A 17,866-nucleotide genomic window follows, 5' to 3' on the forward strand; every position below is an offset into this window, starting at 1 on the left:
CTAGTAGATCGTCCAAGAAATGCTAGCCTATGCCAAGTCGTTTGTAGATGATGGAGAATTTTCACCTTCTCTCCCAGATTTACCCCATTGAGGGATTTTTGGATGCAGATGGTAAACCAGAAGTGAGGATACGCCAGGGGCGAAATTCTAAAAAGCCTACCAAACGCCACCTTTCATTGAGAAGATTCCAAAAAGCTTTGGGCGCTGCTCCCTCAATGGAAGCTTCCGGCGATAGCAAGAAAACCAAGGTCATAGGCGGTTCAGATTTGTATCGTAAGTCTCTCTGGCAGTGGGTGTTTACCAGAATTGAACCAAAAGCGATCGCGGCTCAAAAACGATATTGGTAAACTCCTGGGTGAACAGCTAGACACTGAAAAAGCTGCGGGCCATCCTGTGAAACTTGTCAGGAATCGTGTTGCAGCCAAAGGAGCGCGGCTGTTATTTAGAGAATTGGTCAAATCACTAGTACCGCAAGGCGGAATTAAAAATTAAAAATTAAAAATTAAAAATGAAGACAGCGTAAGGGTTTTGTTGATTGGGAATGGGTGGTTTATTTACGCCGTGCTGTACTAGTGTGACGAAATGGAGATTTAGCCCTGACAGAGGCGGAAGGTAAACCTTTGCGTTTATCAGGGTGATTTAATTTTACTCCCTGCACCCTGCCCTCTAAATTGTTAGAGTGAAGTACGAGTTGTGCTAAATAAAAAGTAATTTTTAGGGATTTCTAGGAAACTAGTAAATAACTATATAATGAAAAACTTTCAGGAGGAGCGGTAGTGAGCCTACAAACTCTCGTTGACCAAGCCACCATCCCCCCAGATTCAGGGTCAGTAGCATCTAGTCCCTTTGATACAGATAGCTTTAATGAAGCTGTCATGTCCACCTACGGCCGGTTTCCCTTAGCCCTAGAACGGGGTGCTGGATGCCGGGTTTGGGATACACAGGGACGAGAATATTTAGACTTTGTAGCGGGAATTGCCACTTGTACTTTAGGACATGCCCACCCAGTTATGGTAGAAGCGGTGACACGCCAAATCCAAAAGCTGCACCATGTCTCTAATTTGTACTACATTCCTGAGCAAGGTGAATTGGCAAAATGGCTTGTTGATCATTCCTGTGCCGATCGCGTATTTTTCTGCAACTCTGGAGCTGAAGCTAACGAAGCCGCAATTAAACTGGCGCGGAAATATGCCCACACAGTATTAGACATTGAAAAACCAATTATTTTAACCGCCAATGCCAGTTTCCACGGGCGGACTTTAGCAACCATTACCGCTACGGGACAACCGAAGTATCAAAAGTATTTTGATCCCTTGGTTCCTGGTTTCCACTACGTAAATTACAACGATATTAACGCTGTGGAAGTGGCAATTAGCGAGTTGGATGAAGGTGATTATCGGGTAGCAGCGATTCTGATCGAGCCATTGCAGGGAGAAGGCGGTGTGCGTCCAGGAGATGTTGCTTATTTCAAAAAGCTCCGGCAGATTTGCGATGAAACTGGCATTTTATTGATTTTCGATGAAGTGCAAGTTGGTATGGGGCGCAGCGGCAAATTATGGGCTTACGAACATCTCGGCGTTGAACCGGATATTTTCACCAGTGCTAAAGGCTTAGGTGGCGGTATCCCCATTGGCGCAATGATGAGCAAGAAATTCTGCGATGTTTTTCAACCAGGGGAACACGCCAGCACCTTTGGTGGCAATCCTTTTGTGTGTGGTGTGGCACTCAGTGTTTGCCAGACATTGGAACGGGAAAATATTTTGCAGAATGTGCAAGATAGGGGCGAACAATTGCGATCTGGATTGAGAGCGATCGCAGCCAAATATCCTCAACACATTAGTGAAGTTCGGGGTTGGGGTTTAATCAACGGTTTGGAGTTGCGAGCCGACATTGCGCTAACCGCAGCCGATGTCGTCAATGCTGCCATCAACGAGGGCGTATTACTTGTACCAGCCGGGCCAAAAGTTGTCCGGTTTGTACCACCGCTAATTGTCACAGAAGCGGAAGTAAAGACTGCCTTGGAAGCTGTGGAAAAAGCGATCGCAACTCTCACAAAGTAGGCAATCTGAAAAAAAATTATAGATAGTAGGGGCACACAGCTAGCTGTGCACCCCTTTTTCATTCTGGGGAAATTTCCCGATAAGCTTGCCGACATTGCTCATAATTATCTGGCAAAATCTCGGCATTACCAAAACATAACTGCTCGTGAGTGGTAATTAAAGTTTCATAAGGCTGTATGGGAGTCACTGCCGATCGCAGCAGTTGCAGATATTCTCCATCGGTGCGGCTGAGTTTGTGGGGTGCGATCGCATTTTGATCTAACTGCTGCAACATCGCTAAATAGACACAACGGCAAGCCTCACGGTAGTTCCCCTGACGGTAAAATTGTTGCGATCGCTCCAACAACAGGGCTATAGATGACTCATTAGAGCGAGTTTTTACCCGAAAATCAGTGAAATTGCCAGTTCTATTCAGCCAAGAATATACATAAGGACTGAATTCTCGCCACAATCGCCAGCCCACCCAAGCTATAAACAATCCTAGTACCAGCCAAAATAGGAATTTCAGCAACTCACCAAGCCAAGGGCTAATCGACCATCCAGTAGGCAATTCTGGCAAAGCCTGTCCAAAGCGGTAAAACTGGTATTCCCACCATTCTCCCGCTTGTTGTTGAAATTGGGAAAGCTGCCAACTCCAGCTAGTTTTTTCAAAAGTATCTGTAGGCATAGAGGGGGAGTGGGGAGTGGAGAGTGGGGAGTGTGGGGAAGCAGGGGAGGCAGGGGAGGCAGGGGAAGAAGAACTATTAATATTGCTTATGCCCCATGCCCAATGCCTAATGACTAATGACTAATGACTAATGACTAATGACTAATGACTAATGACTAATGACTAATGACTAATGACTAATGACTAATGACTCTTGACTTTTTTATCATTATCCAGCCGATAACAACAAGTAGCGCACCGAATGCCAGAAATCCTAGATCCCAAGCTAACTCATTTGGCCCTGATTTCACATGATGGATACCGAGGATTTGGTGGTCAATTAAACCTTCAACCAAATCGAACAACCCAGTACCAATAAGTATTGACCCAATAAAGGTCTGTGATGACCAAGGAACATCATCACGCCCTCCTGCACGCCATAGCAACACAAGTCCTACCACGGTGAATACCCAATTAAAGGTATGAAATAACCCATCCCATACCATGTTCAAATCTATATTCGCCATGTTAGTCAGAGGTCGAATGTGACTAAGCATGTGATGCCACTGGAGGATCTGATGCAGTAAAATTCCATCAATAAACCCTCCAAGACCCACACCAAGAAAAATTCCAGCAGTAATTAGTGGTGCGCGTCGGTTGAGGTTTTCACTTTTTGCCTCCATTGTCAACCTCATAGATAGATAGGCTTTTTTACCAAAATACAACTCTTTTGAGAGAAATATCTTCTATCTTGAGGCAAGTAGGAGCAGTGAACTTTATTTAATCAATTTTCAGATTTAATCTGCATACCCACTTTAACTGGGTCGAAATCTTGGGGAAAATTGGTGCTGCGATCGTAGTCTGCTTTTTCCAGGTTCGCTCCTTTGAGATCAGCTTGGCGGAGATTAGCTGACATCAACAATGCTCCCCTAAGATCGGCATCCTTCAGATTAGCTTGACTAAGATCAGCAAAGCTCAAGTCAGTTCCTCTAAGATTAGCGCCACTCAGGTTAGCTTCACTCAAGTCAGCATAACTGAGGTCAGAACCTTTCAAGTTAATGCCTTGCAAATCAGCATTACCTAGTTCTGCTTTACTAAAGTCCCGTTTTCCTGCTGCATAACTTTCCACAAGAATAGGGGCACTATTTATAGGCTGTTGAGAATTGACTTCAGGCATATAACAGCCTCACAGTTTATGTCGTTATAACTAAGGATAAAAATTTTCCCACTCCATCCTTTTTAAATGTAATACATTAGTTCCTTCTGCTGTCGCATTGATCTTCGTTCGCAAAGGTCTTGGAGTGTATATTTTTCTAAAACGGAGTTAGCGGCCTGACGTGCTTCCTGCCAGACTTCCTGAATTAGTTCACCTTCTACCGTGTTGGGAGTCGGCTCACAATCAGAGACAACAATATCTGACCCTTCCATGCAGCTAAAAGCATCGAATACTGTAATCTTCTGGGGGTCTCGCGCCAGAACATAGCCACCTTTGGCTCCGCGTATACTCTTAATTAAACCTCCACGTCTTAATGTTGCGAGGAGTTGTTCCAAATAGCGGTTCGGGATGTCTTGCAATGCCGCTATTTCTCGAATTTGCAAAGCTTCACCTTTAGGGTAGCAGGTTGCCAACTCTAACAGAGCGAGAAGCGCGTATTCTGATTTATTAGATATCACCACAGGTGTAATATTTTTAACTCACACTTAAAGATACAAAGTCTTTGAGTCTGTTTCTTTAAGCTATTGCTAAAGAAAACTTTACAATCAACTTATTGTTGACCGGCTAACTCTACTTTAAAGACCTTTCAGCATAGCAGCAATTACTTTTATTTTTTAATTCAATAAATAAAAGTGATTGATTATTGTACAGTCTTCCTAAATGGAAAGTGGCTTCAACGCCTAGTGTGTCTAGCCTTCAACTCAATGCCGCTATAGATGCAAATTTATTGAAAATGGCAAAATGACTGTAAAGTTAGTTCCCACGCCGATCGCACTTTCGACAATAATCTCGCCGCCATGCAAATCTACAGCTTGCTTGACGATGGACATCCCTAATCCCATTCCTGGGATATTACCTACATTACTAGCGCGATGGAAGGGTTCAAAGATATGTTCAATGTCAGAAGCGGGAATGCCAATACCAGAATCTTGAGTTTGGAATATAGCTTGATCGTTAGCAGTGGTGACAGAAAATTTAACTATGCTACCAATGGGAGAGTATTTTAGACAATTCGAGAATAAATTACTCAAGATTTGCCGCAGTAGTTTAGCGTCTAAGTTAGCTGATGTGCATTGGTACTCACTGCTAAAAGCGATCGCATGTTGTGAGCGATCGCTCTGTTGTAATTCTTCTAAGAGATCACCACAAAATTCCACCAAATTCAGAGGTGTTGGATTAAACTCTAACTTGCCTGTTTCATCCTGATTCAGCACCAATACATCATCCAACAACTGGGTTATATGCATAACGGATGTTTGAATGCGACGCAGGTGGGTATTTTGTCGCTCATCGCTCCAGAGATGGCGATAATGTTCTAGTAATTCCGCAGAAGAGTGGATGGTAGCCAAAGGGTTGCGAAACTCATGGGATGTAGTGGTGAGCAAGCGGGATTTCAGTTCACTAAACTGCCTTTCTTTGGCAAGTGCTTGTCGCATCGCCTCTTCTGCCCATTGCAGCTTGGCTTGGGTTCGCTTGCTTTCGCTAATGTCCCGCACTAGCCAGCGCAGACCAACTAACTTACCTTGTTGATTACGGATAGCAACCACCTTAACCGCAGCAATAATGGGTGTTTTGTCACGCGGTCGCAGGTTTACTTCCCACTCTTGTATTTTCCACTCTGAGGTTTCAGTGCGATCGCGCAGATGATTCAGTTTCAAATGAAAAGCTATTATTTCTTTCTCAAGCACAAAAATCTCTAGAAGTTTACCCAACAGGAAACTTTTGGAAATGTTGAGTAGAGTGGTAGCGGCTGAGTTAGCTTCCTGAATTACCCCTTTTATATCAGTGACAAAATAAGCGTCTGGTACTTCCTCAAATAGTTCTTGGTAGCGTTGACGCTGTGCTACCAAAGCCTGTTGAGCGTTGGATAATTCTTCATTCTGCTGCTTTAGGTCTTCATTAACTAATTGCAGTTCTTCCAAAGCTAGGTGAACTTCTCTGAATACTGCGGTGACGAGTTCAATATCTTCCTGTGCTTTTTGCTGTTCACTCTGGCGTTGCAAAAGGGCAACGCGTTGCCGCATATTGTGTATTTGCAAGGCTAAATCGTCCAAATTCACGCTCTTGCTCCTAATTTGGATATCTAAAGTTGGGTTTTCTTTTAGATTCCCTACTTAGAGGATCTTAGCTTTTGGAGTTTAGCAGTTATGTCAAGTTCTTATGAACCCTTATAGTTAAGGCTGATGCAAAGACGTAAGGAGAGGATACAATCAGGTTCAGATAAGGTTTTTTGATGACACCCCCTAGTTCGCAAAGACGCGATAAATCGCCGTCTTTACAATAATCAGTCCTTTGTCTTGACGGCGATTTATCGCGTCTCTTACCTTGCCCGATAGAATAAGATGTTCTTTGAAGCATTGCTAACAAAAGCTCTCCATCCAAAACATGAATGAGCCTGAGCAATAGCACTCTCATTCTGTATAACGGTGAGAAACAACTATTAACTATTGACTTTAGACTATTGACTATTGACTAATAGATGAGGGTAACAAAAATATGGCTGCAAAAAAACTTTTGATGCTGATTGGCGATTATGTAGAAGACTATGAAGTGATGGTTCCTTTTCAGGCATTGCAAATGGTGGGACACACTGTCCATGCAGTTTGCCCAGACAAAAAAGCTGGCGACAAGGTGCGGACAGCAGTTCACGACTTTGAAGGAGATCAGACTTACAGCGAAAAACCTGGTCACAATTTTACTTTGAATGCTACCTTTGCAGAAGTCGAAGCCGCAACCTATGATGCCTTAATCATTCCCGGAGGACGGGCACCAGAATATATCCGCCTAAATCAGCAGGTGCTAGAAATCACCCGTTACTTTGCCCAAACAAACAAACCGATTGCTGCCATCTGCCACGGCTTGCAGTTATTGGCAGCTGCTGATGTATTGCAAGGTAAGAAATGTACTGGTTATCCTGCTTGTAGTCCAGATGTTAAGAGTGCTGGAGGAATTTATGTCGATATCCCTGTTGATGAGGCAATAGTGGACGGTAACTTAGTGACAGCACCAGCTTGGCCTGCTCACCCCCGTTGGCTGGCAGAATTCCTCAAAGTACTTGGAACTAAGATTGAACACCCAGAACTGAGTACAGTTGTTTAAATTATCAGTAGCATTACGCTGCGCTATGCCCTAAAGCGTCTCCCCTTCTCTACGAGACGCTATTTGCGTAGGGAGAAGACCTTACTTATTCACAACAGACGACTGAAAATTATATATTTTTGGAATAGAACTAAATGCAGTAAAAACTACTATTTTTTAATAAATTGCCGTGGGTTGAATTTGCAGCTAGGATGTCAAAAGCAAAGCACCAATACAATCTGATTTATCCACCTGACAAGCCACGTTTAGGACAAACTCTCAGTAAATGGAATACTTATTTACATTGGGTGAAACAATTTGAAATTTTGCTTCTAGAATTTTAAATTTCTTAGCAGTAAGTGAAGCTATAGTGGATTTAGCAATGCTGCTGTTAATGTGGCTAAGGTTAGTCCTGCTGCCAAATTATGTGAAGAATTAGTTTAGAAACGCACTTCTTATCGATGACAGGCAAAAACGCAAGACATAATGCATTTCTGCGGCTAGTGTCTGGTAATGGGGCAGCTTCTGGATCAGAATCTCGCTACTCCCTGCCCCCCAGTAAAGAAATGGTAATTGGACGCGACCCCAGCTGCCAAGTTGTCTTGGATGCCATGAAATACCGAATGGTATCTCGTCGTCATGCAGTGGTTCGTCCCCTCTCTGTATCCCCAGATAGCAAATTTAGCTGGGTGCTTTGTGACTTGAATAGTGCTAATGGCACTTATTTGAATGGACAGCGCTTGTATGAATGTCAAGAATTGCACCCAGGCGATCGCATTTCTCTAGGTGCTGATGGGCCGCAATACGTTTTTGAGTACGAGTATACCTTACTCACCCCGGCGACGACAGTGAACCAAGTTACACCACTGCCTTCGGCGACAAACTACCACGGTCACACACAATTAAAGCAGCCAGATTCTGTTAGCTTCACCCAACTTTTTCCGATTATTTCCACTGGTAAAGATTTAACAAGTAAGGCTTATCTTGTACCGGGAATACTGACCGTAATTTTTGTGGTGCTGATGTTTGCTACAGTCGGTCGGCCCCAAGATAATCAAGTGATCGTCGCAACTTACATCGCCTTCGCTGCCTACTATTTTGTTTACCAACTTTGCGGCAAACAGAAGCCTTGGTGGGTGCTAATGGCTGCGGCATTAAGTACGACACTGATTTTAATAAGTCCGGTGTTGGATCTATTTATCTTCGTGTTTCGCGGCATTCTTCCTGGAAACTTGCCCTCACCCCAAGAATCTATTACTTTCACAGAGTTGTTGGTACGGATGTTTTTTGGCGCTGGGTTGATGGAGGAATTACTCAAGGCATTACCTGTAATCGGCGCATATTTTATCGGTAGTGGATTACCTTCACCTTGGCGGGAACGGATTGGAGTCTTGGAACCTCTAGATGGTATTCTCTTGGGAACGGCTTCTGCTGTAGGCTTTACTCTCTTGGAAACCCTCGGACAGTATGTGCCAGATATCACTCAAAATGTTACTGCACAGGTGGGTATAGGCGCAGCTGGTCAACTCGCGGGTTTACAACTGCTAATTCCGCGAATTTTAGGCTCTGTAGCCGGACACATGGCTTATAGTGGCTACCTGGGTTATTTTATCGGGTTGGCTGTTCTTAAACCCAGTAGAAGTTGGCAAATACTTTCTATTGGTTATCTTAGTGCCTCTGCGCTCCACGCTCTCTGGAATGCTACAGGATCAATCAATGCTTTGCTGTTGGTAGTTGTTGGGGTGTTATCTTATGCCTTTTTGATGGCAGCAATTCTCAAAGCACGGGCGCTGTCACCGACGCGATCGCAAAATTTTGCTACCCGATTTCTAGGCCCAAAATAGGAGAGGGAGAGATGGGGGAGATGGGGAAATAACCAATGCCTAATGCTTAAATATTTACCTCTTGGGATAGATGGCCTAGTTTGAAAATTAGCGTAATGTTAGCTACTATAATGGAGTAATTATACCTACGAAAATAAAAGTCATTAGAACTGCTGTAAAATTCTTGACTTGCGACTCTTTCTTTGCCCCTCTCCATCGTGCAAACCAACATCTTTGCAAGAGACGCGTCTAAACAGAGTGAACGCAAAGCCTGGGTTGTCCGAACACAACGTATGATAAAAAGTTTTTTCTTTTCCCATTCCCCATTCCCCATTCCCCATTCCCCATTCCCCATTCCCCATTCCCCATTCATAGTTCAGACTGAGAATTATTGAGTTGAGTAAAAGCGTAAGAAGCGATCGCTAAACTAACCTTGGCTTTCTCTACTTCTGATAAAGCTGCCCATTCGCTATTGTTAAGATTACTGAGTGCAGATGCAGTATTGTGTGATTCACTACTTCGCATAGCGTAAGCAAAAGGACGAGCCAAAACTAAAAGATCCTCTGTTCCCCAAGTTGGTAGTACTGTCTGAACGCACTCAACTAGTTGCTCACTCATTAATTGGCGAGCAGCAAATATTTCAGCAGCTTTGGTGGCGATGGTATTGAGCAATGCTTGGGGGACACAGGCGGAAAATGTAGTGCGTAATGTTTCTTGAAGATTCAGTACTACTGCCTGTTGTAGGTTGTCATTGTCGTCTGGCGTAGCAGTAATACCAGACCAAAGTGTATCTAGATGGTTGTAAAAATCTTGCGATCGCTTCGTCAGTTCAACGCCCTGCAAATCTTCCATTCCGAACTGTTGTTCTAGTTCCTGAAAATAAGCTTCTGATTCTTCATCACCTGGATTCCAGGGATAGTTAGCATCCTCTGGTTCGAGTAAGGTTTCTAATAACTCTAAATCTACTTGAGATGGCAAAGAAGAGAAAGTGTCTGAGCCGTTAATTTTATTAGCCATTTTTTCTGATCTCACGATTATTTGGTGGTATTGACAGCTACAATTTCTCAGAGGAGATTTCCGCAAAAACTGTTGATTTTTTCTCTAAAAAAAAGCAGATTTTAAAAGCTGATGATTAATATTAAAATCCATTTATGCAATAGCTCTGCTAGGAGTCTTGAATTACAAACTCCCAGGTTTCACCTCTAGCACTTCCAAACTTTACCTGCATTCCCGATTTCAATGGGACTTCCTCTCGGAGGATTTGTTGCCAGCCATTAGGCCCTAAAAACCAGGTTGTTCCGTAAGTGGAAAAATCTTGCAAGTAATAAGTTCGCACCAATGTAGCATCAGTAAGAGTATTGCGGCAAAAGATTTCGGCGTGGCGTTTGGATACAGATGGTTCGGGGATGACAATATCATTATCTTTCGTGCGGCCGATGCGGGTGACTCCATTACGTAGTAACCAGGTTTTACCTTTTGGGGTGAGCGATCGTAAACTTGCAGTCGGAAGCGGGGAACCTATATCAGGAATGGCTGTATCTGGTAGTTCAGTAATACCTTCATCCAGATTCTTAATTAGTTCGCCATTAAAATCTGGATGCAGGTAGAGAACAGGCAAAGTCCAAGCAGGTTGATTAAATTTATACAGTGTTAACAACTCTTGTCTAGCCTGTGCTACGGCTTCATCAATTGGCTTGTGCGATCGCAAAGCTTCGGTAAAGGCTTGAATAAAACTGTGGCTTTCGTGGTCAGCGATTTCATCGCGCATCCCCAAAACCGCAGGCACTCCATGACGAATCAGTACTTCTGCTAAACTGCTGGCAGGAATAGCTTGATGATTGATTGCAGCTGGTTGTGCGCCCCAACAGGCGTTGAAAACAGCTAGTTTCACACCTGTACGGGTCAATACTTGCGCCAATTCTATTCCATTGAGGGGCATGTCTTGTCGCAAAAACAGTAACCCACCATCTGGGTCTGGCAAACCATGTCCAGCGTAAAAGAAAACATTGTATGCTTTGGTTTCTAATTGATCAATCAACTGTTGTGGAGTTGGTTGGATGAGTTGATTCACTACACAAGGTGCATATCTTTGGGAATTACCAGGCGTATCTACAAGAATTTGCTGTAATATAGCAGCTTCTTGTTCCAGTTGCAGCTTCTTGTTATCATGACCTAAAACCAGCAGGATACTTAAAGCTTGGTCAGTTCGCAAATACGGTAAGGCGTCAACTTCACTGCTGGTGCGACTAAATAGCAAATCTTGGGAAAGAGACATAGCCGATTGCCCCGGCTCACGTTGCATAATTTCCCAAGGGAAAGCAATGAGATCCGGGTCGCGAATTTCTAGTCGAAAGCGCAAACGTGTATGCTGACCCATAGCAATACCACGGCTGCGTTCTAGACTCCCAAGAATTTGCCCGTCGAATACCCAGCGCCATAAATTCATTCCCAAGTATTGCATCAGACGACTGCTGTAGGGGCCAGTAGTTTGACCTGAAGGGGGGGAAATCCAATCTATGGGGAATGGGTTGGCTTTTTGAGATGTTGGGTTTGGGGAGATATCTAGGCGATCGTGACCAGCAAACATCTGCTGCCATTCTTGCCAAACTTGGGTGAGTTCAACAGGCCATACACAGTCACGTAAGACGTAGCCACTGGGATATGGAGCCTTGACCACCCAAATGGCGAAGTTGTCAGTGCCAGTATTTCGGAGACGGGCGATCGCCAAATTCAGGGATGGCATGGATTCATTAAACTAAAAGCTACAAAAATAATTTCAATAGAAGAAGAATTCAGAAGCCAGAATGGGCTAAACCTTAGCTATCCGCTAACAGAATTCAGAATAAATGAGTAGGGGATTTAAACCCGATATTAATTGTTTTGCACCAAATTAGAAATATGGTGGGGTCTTAAACTCGGTTATTTATCTACCAGTCGTACATAATTCATTCTGAATTCTGACTCCTGACTCCTGAATTCTGTTTTGATAACAATTCTCCAAGGTGAAAATTTTCTACTTTTTTGACCTTGTAAGTTTTTACTCTGATTGTTACCTGTTATTATTTCAGGTTTTTACCAGTTTATCGAGTATTTGATGAAGTTGGACTGGTGTTAGGTGATTGAGTGGCTGGATCTGGTGGTTGTGTGACGGTTTTACATGGACTTGGTGCGTCTGATTGTAAAACAGAGACGCCAAAACGGTTCAGTTGGGAGGAGTCTAGTAATACTGTTGCTGGCAAAGGTTTTGAATTTGCTGGAACTGAGGAAGTTGGTGCTGGGTTATTAGTATTAGCTGGAGCTTGTGTGCTTTTATTGGCACAGACTTTCATAAACACTGAAAAATTCCCAGGAGTACTTTGGGGATTTGATTTTCTCTCAATAACTTCTAAAAAAGTCCCACGAGGAAGTGATTGGTTGTTTCCCAAGGAGATGTCATTGTTGGTTTTAATTACCCAACCAGGAGAAAGTTTCGCAAGCGATCGCGTTTCGGGTGTCGCTTCGATGGCAGGGTTTTGAGTTTGTAATGGATTGGAAAAAACTGGAGAGGCTCCTGATGGCGATCGCAATTGCTTGACGAATAATCCTAGAGCACCTGCTGCTAACACAAATATTAACGGAACTATCCACTGTAGCGGTAAACTGCGCGTTTTGGCAGGCTCAGTATCGGGAATGACCTGAGTTTTGTGGTTTTGGCCACCTAAAAGTGTTGCGTCAGGCTTTCTGGAAGCAAAATCAACAGTTTTAGCAGAATAACTCTCTGGAATCACTGCTTGGATGGTGATTTCTGGTTCCCAGTATTGAACTTGATAGTGGACTAAAGCGATGGTGACATTATCGTGTCCATTTTTCGTATTAGCGATTTCGACTAATCTATCCGCAACATTTACTATATTTGCTTCCCCAACTAGAATCGGCAAGATTTCTGTTTCCCAGTACTCCTCCACCCGATCAAAATCACTCAAACCATCGGATGTGAGCAGAAAAACAGCATCTTCATCGAGCATAAACCGTGCCGATGTGGGATGCAATGCAGTACTCGGCCCCATGCCCAAAGCCTGGACAAGAGAGCCAGCAGAATTTTGTTGTATGGCTTCACGGTAGATAGCATAACCTAGCCGCACTTCGCGGGAGGCAACATCATCGTCGAGGGTAACTTGATAACAGCCGTGACGTGTAATCCAGTAAGCACGACTATCACCAACGTGGGTGATGTACATTTCGTGAGCAACAGGCAATGCCATGACTAAAGTCGTGCCCATGCGTTGACGCCCTTGGCGATTTTCAACGTCGTTGCGCTGACTAATTTTGTCATTGGCCATTGCCACTGCCTTGTCTAGGTCATTCAGCAGCAGTGATGGATCTATGTGATCGTAGGGAACTTTTGTGAGTTGCTGTACCTGCTGCTGGATCGTTTCAATGGCTAAATTTGAGGCGACATTGCCACCCTCGTGGCCACCGATGCCATCACAGACAATTGCTAAAGCTGTTGGCTGGGGTGGTTTGCTTACCAGAGTCCCACTAAGAGGGCTACAGGCATCTTCGTTCCGTTGGCGACTTGGGCCAGTGTCGGTTTTGGTGATAATTTTGATCGTGGGTGTTTGCGATCGCCCTAATTGTGCCAATCCCCGATCCAAAACTCCGATTAATTGATCGGTTGAGTTTATCTCTCCCTGAATTAAGGAAAGGCTGATGCGTTCGACAAATTCAGTTATGGCTGGTTTAGCATTCTTGACTAACTGCTGCCAAAATTCACCTAATTGGGGCAATTCTGGTGATACTTCGGTATCGAAACGCAAATCCAACAAACGTACTAATGATCCTTCTACCCGTAATACAGATGAGTCAAGTAAGCTAGAGGTGACACCTTCACTCGCAAGAGGTTGCCACAGATGAGCTATTTGCCATAACCAATTCAGTTGGCGCATCGATGTAGCATCATGCCAAGCGGTGGTTAACTCGCTGCCCAAATGCACTTGTTGGAGAGTGTCATCTACTAATAGTGGCGGTTTTTCTAGGAGTAATATTTCTCGATGGGACGGCCCGTCAGTTACAAAAAGCACACCGTATACCTGTGGTACGTGTAAACGGTAGGGGATGAGTCTCAGGTAAGCTCTTAGGGGCTGTAAATTATCTAACTCAGGCGTTAGCGATAATAAACCAGGCTTTGTATCTAAAAGAAGAAATTTATCAACGACTAAATAGCGATCGGCTAATATTTCTCCAGGGCTACCCACACTTGGGCCATCTACCACAGCCCAGAGGTAATTTTTAGGTAGGGGCGTGGAACATCGCTGGCAAAACTTATGAGTCAGGGGGTTGGCAGCCTGACAATTTTCGTTTGGACAGTAGAGCGTTGCCGCGTCATTTTCCATAGTTTTCGCACCGATCAGCGATTGGCAATTTCTTTAATAACATTAGTAGGGACAATCTAGACCGCTCATCTTTCTTAAACTTGACATACCCAGACTTTAGATGATGATTTTAGCTGGCGGATATCAGCAGGTGCTAATACTTACTTATCCAAAGAATACGCTCCCAACTCAACCCTACAGCCTCATCATAGCTTTTATTGCCCTGTGACTCTTCATCGCCAAGGCAACTAACTCCAACCCTGTTCCCAAAGCATAACCCAAGCATAACTGTGCTATTTGCTTTTACTGAATTACCCCATCATCAAGAAGCAGATAATGTTGGTATTTATTTAGTTTATAAGTAGGATAGCAACAATTAACTTTAATTAAGAATTAAGAATAGCAAATATAATTTGGGCAAAAGTACCTGACGTATCAAGAAAATCTCTCTCTAAATTCTCTAAATCTCTCCCCTAGTAGGAGAGAGACTTGGGATTTTCCCCCTTTCCAGGTCAGTAAGAGGGTTAGGGGGTTAGGTTTTTGGTGGACTTTTGCAGATGAACTGAATTGTTAAAAAGGTTCAGCCAGCCTGCCATCAACTCATTCGCTTATTGTTTGTCGTCAATGGCAACTTGGGGGACTCCCATGCTGTAGTTGGTGACACGGGCAGAAAGATTGTAGCTGATCTCGCCGAGTTGCAGGAGCGATCGCAGATAATGCTCTAAGTCTGACCCTACACGGCGCAAGTTATAGTCGGTGAGGTCTGCGCCACTAGATGCTTCTACTAGTTCATCAAATTTTCGATAAACTTTTTGCAGCGCATCTTCATTCCAGTTAAATTCGTTATCTGGGTCAATATCTAACGTTAAGACTTGTTGACTGGGAACCAGTTCGCCATCCCGGTCAATCTCGCCTGCAAAAATGCGGACATGCCGGGTTGTGGACTTGAGCAGCATCGGGTTATCCATAAAAGGGTGTAAGATTTGGGTGAATTACACTGAAATTATTGTAGACGCTATATTCAGCGCTTGAATGCTCTCAATTTACAAGCTTTGAACACAATTTCAAAAGAGTATATTGAATAGGCATAAGTAAAAATATCACCTGTACTGATTAGCGTGCTACTTCTGTTATGACTTGAAGACAAAGTTAACTGCTAGTACTGACAGTAGTCCAATTATTTTTATGTAAAAATTTCCGGGCTGAGTATTTTTATTTGGTGTACTAATCTTACCTACTGCTAAATTTTGTTTTACTAATCAAGCCCAAAAGACAGTAGGGGAAAGCACTTGGCAGTAATAATTTGATCTGTGTACATTTTTTTGTGGAGAACAAAAGTTTTGAAATCAATAATTATGCTCATCAATTTATCCTGAATTTTCTATCGCAAAAAACGTACATCAAGTAATTTCACTGAATAGGGCTACATCGACTGCTGGCTTTAATAAACTCCCAAAACTTCAGCGGTTTTACTTACGTATAAACACCAAAATTAGAGTAACAAGTCAAACTGTTGTTGACGTTAACATAAAGTTGATGTAAAAACCTTTAAAAAGGTTCAACAACTTCTTACAGAAACTTTATTGTGTAGAATCTTAAAAACTGAATAATAGTTATGGCTTACCATAAGCTACATCTGGCACAGAAACGTCAAAATCTAGACACTGAAAATCTAGCTTGAAAATACAACACAGGAGAGTGAAATGGAATACAAAGATGATTGATGAAGAAAAATTCTTAATTCAAGCACTTTGGATTCAAAAGAGATATAAAGAATTTTGCTGGACATCTACCTCCTTACCCTCATGACAACCAAGTAAAGGAATCTCAATAGCTATGAACTCCAAAGCATTACCACGCCAGATAAATAATCTCGAAGTAGGTGTTTATGAGTGCGAAATCCATCTCAAATTCAGGTTGATTGAGGAAAAGAGTTTATTGAGCGATCGCGAGCAACTATTACAGGTGCTACTTGATGCTTTAACCGAAGGTTCTGATGACTTTCTAGAGACGCTGCAAGCGTCCGTTAAAGCACAGGAAGTGTCTGAGTTTAAAGCCTCTCCTCAAATGCGACGCCAGCTTATGCGCTTGCGTAATGCTGCTGAAAATCCCCCAACTTAAAGGTGTAATTTAAGTAATGAAAAAACGTGAATTGGGTATCAAATCAAATGTTGATCCCATATCCCCGTTGCCATAAAAACTAAACAGCTAGTAGGATTCATTAAATATTGTGGTTTCTACTTTTTGAAGGTCTTATTTAGCAGCACAAAGTCCCAGGAACAGTTTCCGCTATTAAAAACTTTGTAGCAAAGGGTACTGGTAGAATCTGAGAGCAAATTCAGCCGGGTGCATTTTACCGAGTTTTTATAAAAACATTGCAGGAAGAATAAAATCCTGTGTCTTTACAGATGGGGAATTGGACAACAGGCGCGAATCAAATGGAAGCCTAAAAGACCAAAGTAAAAATAAATAACCTTTCTTTTAGCTTTTTGCTTGAGCTAAGTGCCTAGTTTGCTGAAATACTTATGTTTTATATCTTACTGGTAATAGGTTATGGTTTAGCAGCCAGTTACCTATTACCAATTACCCAGGGGCAGGGGAGTAGGGGAGCAGGGGGGAGATGAGGGGAACAAGGGGGACAAGGGGGGAATTATTGAACAATTCTCTCCCCTGTCTTCCCCCTCTTCCTTGTCTACCTTGTCTCTTCTCCATACCCAATCCCCAATACCTATTTAGCAAGACCGTGTTCTAGAGCAAAACGAACTAACTCTGTACGGCTATTGGTGCCGGTTTTACTAAACAAACGGCTGACGTATTTTTCCACATTGCGGACGCTGGTTTCTAAGCGACGGGCGATTTCTTTGTTCATCAACCCTTCGGCGACCAAGTTCAAAACACTTTGTTCTCTGGGAGTCAAATCAATTTTGAAAGGCGCTGGCGATTGAGAAATGGCATTTCTTTGAGTTAACAATGCCTTAATTTGGGCAATCTGATTGGCTAGTTCAGCAAGATCAGGGGTTTCAGAGTCATCTCCTGTACTTGTAGTCTTAGAAGCGCGGCGGGCTAGCAAATTTTCGACTATGGCGACTAACTCATCTGGATCAAAGGGTTTGGGAAGATAGGCATCAACACCAGCGTGATATCCTTGAATGCGATCGCCTGTCATGCCTTTAGCAGTTAAAAACACTACTGGGAGTGCTTGGAAGCGGGCATCTTCTCGCAGTTGCTTCAAGAACTGATAGCCATCCACCTGAGGCATCATCACATCGGAAATCACTAAGTCAGGTGTATTCATCTGCATCCATTCCCAACCTTCAAGGGCGTTACTGGCGACTTGAACGCTGAAACCGCTCTCTTGCAAATAATCCTTCACGGCTTCCCGTATCCCTGGTTCATCATCCACCAGTAACAATTGTGCTGACATTTAAGATTTCCTTGAGTTTTCCTTTTTCCAATTTAGCGAAAGTTGACAACCATTGTGCAAAGTATGGTTTTAAAAGTGAAACCCATGCTCACAGATACTTTGCAGCCGCACTTAGGGAAGGTTGGCTTCCAATCTGGTAACAGGTTAACCATAATAGTCATAATCAAGACAGAAGAAACTGCAAGATGACCAAAAACGAAAAGCATACAGAGCAACTAAATTTATTTATGGGAATCATTAATTTTGAATTTTGAATTTTGAATTCGGA

At 43.2% G+C, this 17,866-nt stretch carries 14 protein-coding genes and 1 pseudogene; 5 read left to right on the top strand and 10 right to left on the bottom strand.

Annotated elements, in window-relative coordinates; translation table 11 throughout:
- Positions 1 to 65: 65 nt before the first annotated feature.
- A pseudogene (locus ACWATR_RS20800) lies at positions 66 to 492 on the top strand (IS110 family transposase); the annotation flags it as partial.
- 284 nt (positions 493 to 776) lie between these two features.
- The gene (locus ACWATR_RS20805) at positions 777 to 2,060 is read left to right on the top strand and encodes an acetylornithine/succinylornithine family transaminase (protein ID WP_460336479.1); all 1,284 of its coding nucleotides are present in this window, start codon (positions 777 to 779) and stop codon (positions 2,058 to 2,060) included.
- 58 nt (positions 2,061 to 2,118) lie between these two features.
- Here ACWATR_RS20805 and ACWATR_RS20810 read toward each other — a convergent pair whose 3' ends face one another.
- The 5 genes from ACWATR_RS20810 to ACWATR_RS20830 form a co-directional block, all read right to left on the bottom strand.
- Complete coding sequence (locus ACWATR_RS20810) at positions 2,119 to 2,727, bottom strand: DUF4129 domain-containing protein (RefSeq protein WP_460336482.1); 609 nt, start codon at positions 2,725 to 2,727, stop codon at positions 2,119 to 2,121.
- A 176-nt stretch (positions 2,728 to 2,903) separates the two neighbouring features.
- Positions 2,904 to 3,389, bottom strand: a complete 486-nt coding sequence (locus ACWATR_RS20815) for a DUF2243 domain-containing protein (RefSeq protein WP_460336485.1) — start codon at positions 3,387 to 3,389, stop codon at positions 2,904 to 2,906.
- Between the two features lie 101 nt (positions 3,390 to 3,490).
- Complete coding sequence (locus tag ACWATR_RS20820; RefSeq protein ID WP_460336488.1) at positions 3,491 to 3,883, bottom strand: Alr5209 family pentapeptide repeat protein; 393 nt, start codon at positions 3,881 to 3,883, stop codon at positions 3,491 to 3,493.
- Between the two features lie 62 nt (positions 3,884 to 3,945).
- Positions 3,946 to 4,383 carry an RrF2 family transcriptional regulator gene (locus ACWATR_RS20825; protein ID WP_181928574.1) on the bottom strand — a complete coding sequence of 146 codons (438 nt, stop codon included), beginning with the start codon at positions 4,381 to 4,383 and terminating at the stop codon, positions 3,946 to 3,948.
- Between the two features lie 249 nt (positions 4,384 to 4,632).
- A complete protein-coding gene (locus ACWATR_RS20830) occupies positions 4,633 to 5,982 on the bottom strand; it encodes a PAS domain-containing sensor histidine kinase (RefSeq protein ID WP_460336491.1) in 1,350 nt (449 codons plus the stop codon).
- Positions 5,983 to 6,418: 436 nt separating this feature from the next.
- Between ACWATR_RS20830 and ACWATR_RS20835 the strand changes: the two genes are divergently transcribed.
- Complete coding sequence (locus ACWATR_RS20835) at positions 6,419 to 7,021, top strand: DJ-1/PfpI family protein (RefSeq protein WP_460336494.1); 603 nt, start codon at positions 6,419 to 6,421, stop codon at positions 7,019 to 7,021.
- Between the two features lie 440 nt (positions 7,022 to 7,461).
- Positions 7,462 to 8,844: a PrsW family glutamic-type intramembrane protease gene (locus ACWATR_RS20840; protein ID WP_460336496.1), complete on the top strand. Its 1,383-nt coding sequence runs from the start codon at positions 7,462 to 7,464 to the stop codon at positions 8,842 to 8,844.
- 348 nt (positions 8,845 to 9,192) lie between these two features.
- Here the strand turns inward: ACWATR_RS20840 and ACWATR_RS20845 are convergent, their stop codons facing one another.
- From ACWATR_RS20845 to ndhM, 4 genes are all read right to left on the bottom strand, one after another.
- Positions 9,193 to 9,840: a hypothetical protein gene (locus ACWATR_RS20845; protein ID WP_460336498.1), complete on the bottom strand. Its 648-nt coding sequence runs from the start codon at positions 9,838 to 9,840 to the stop codon at positions 9,193 to 9,195.
- 148 nt (positions 9,841 to 9,988) lie between these two features.
- Positions 9,989 to 11,566 carry a CHAT domain-containing protein gene (locus ACWATR_RS20850; RefSeq protein WP_460336500.1) on the bottom strand — a complete coding sequence of 526 codons (1,578 nt, stop codon included), beginning with the start codon at positions 11,564 to 11,566 and terminating at the stop codon, positions 9,989 to 9,991.
- Positions 11,567 to 11,903: 337 nt separating this feature from the next.
- On the bottom strand, positions 11,904 to 14,195 hold the full coding sequence (locus ACWATR_RS20855; protein ID WP_460336503.1) for a protein phosphatase 2C domain-containing protein: 2,292 nt from the start codon (positions 14,193 to 14,195) through the stop codon (positions 11,904 to 11,906).
- 587 nt (positions 14,196 to 14,782) lie between these two features.
- Positions 14,783 to 15,142 (bottom strand): NAD(P)H-quinone oxidoreductase subunit M, encoded by a 360-nt coding sequence (gene ndhM / locus ACWATR_RS20860; protein ID WP_229459698.1) that lies wholly within the window; start codon positions 15,140 to 15,142, stop codon positions 14,783 to 14,785.
- 868 nt (positions 15,143 to 16,010) lie between these two features.
- Here ndhM and ACWATR_RS20865 point away from each other — a divergent pair.
- The gene (locus ACWATR_RS20865; RefSeq protein ID WP_012408225.1) at positions 16,011 to 16,295 is read left to right on the top strand and encodes an Npun_R1517 family heterocyst differentiation transcriptional regulator; all 285 of its coding nucleotides are present in this window, start codon (positions 16,011 to 16,013) and stop codon (positions 16,293 to 16,295) included.
- A 607-nt stretch (positions 16,296 to 16,902) separates the two neighbouring features.
- Here the strand turns inward: ACWATR_RS20865 and ACWATR_RS20870 are convergent.
- On the bottom strand, positions 16,903 to 17,598 hold the full coding sequence (locus tag ACWATR_RS20870) for a response regulator transcription factor (protein ID WP_460336507.1): 696 nt from the start codon (positions 17,596 to 17,598) through the stop codon (positions 16,903 to 16,905).
- Between the last annotated feature and the right edge of the window lie 268 nt (positions 17,599 to 17,866).

The sequence above is a fragment of the Nostoc sp. UIC 10890 genome (assembly GCF_054786515.1).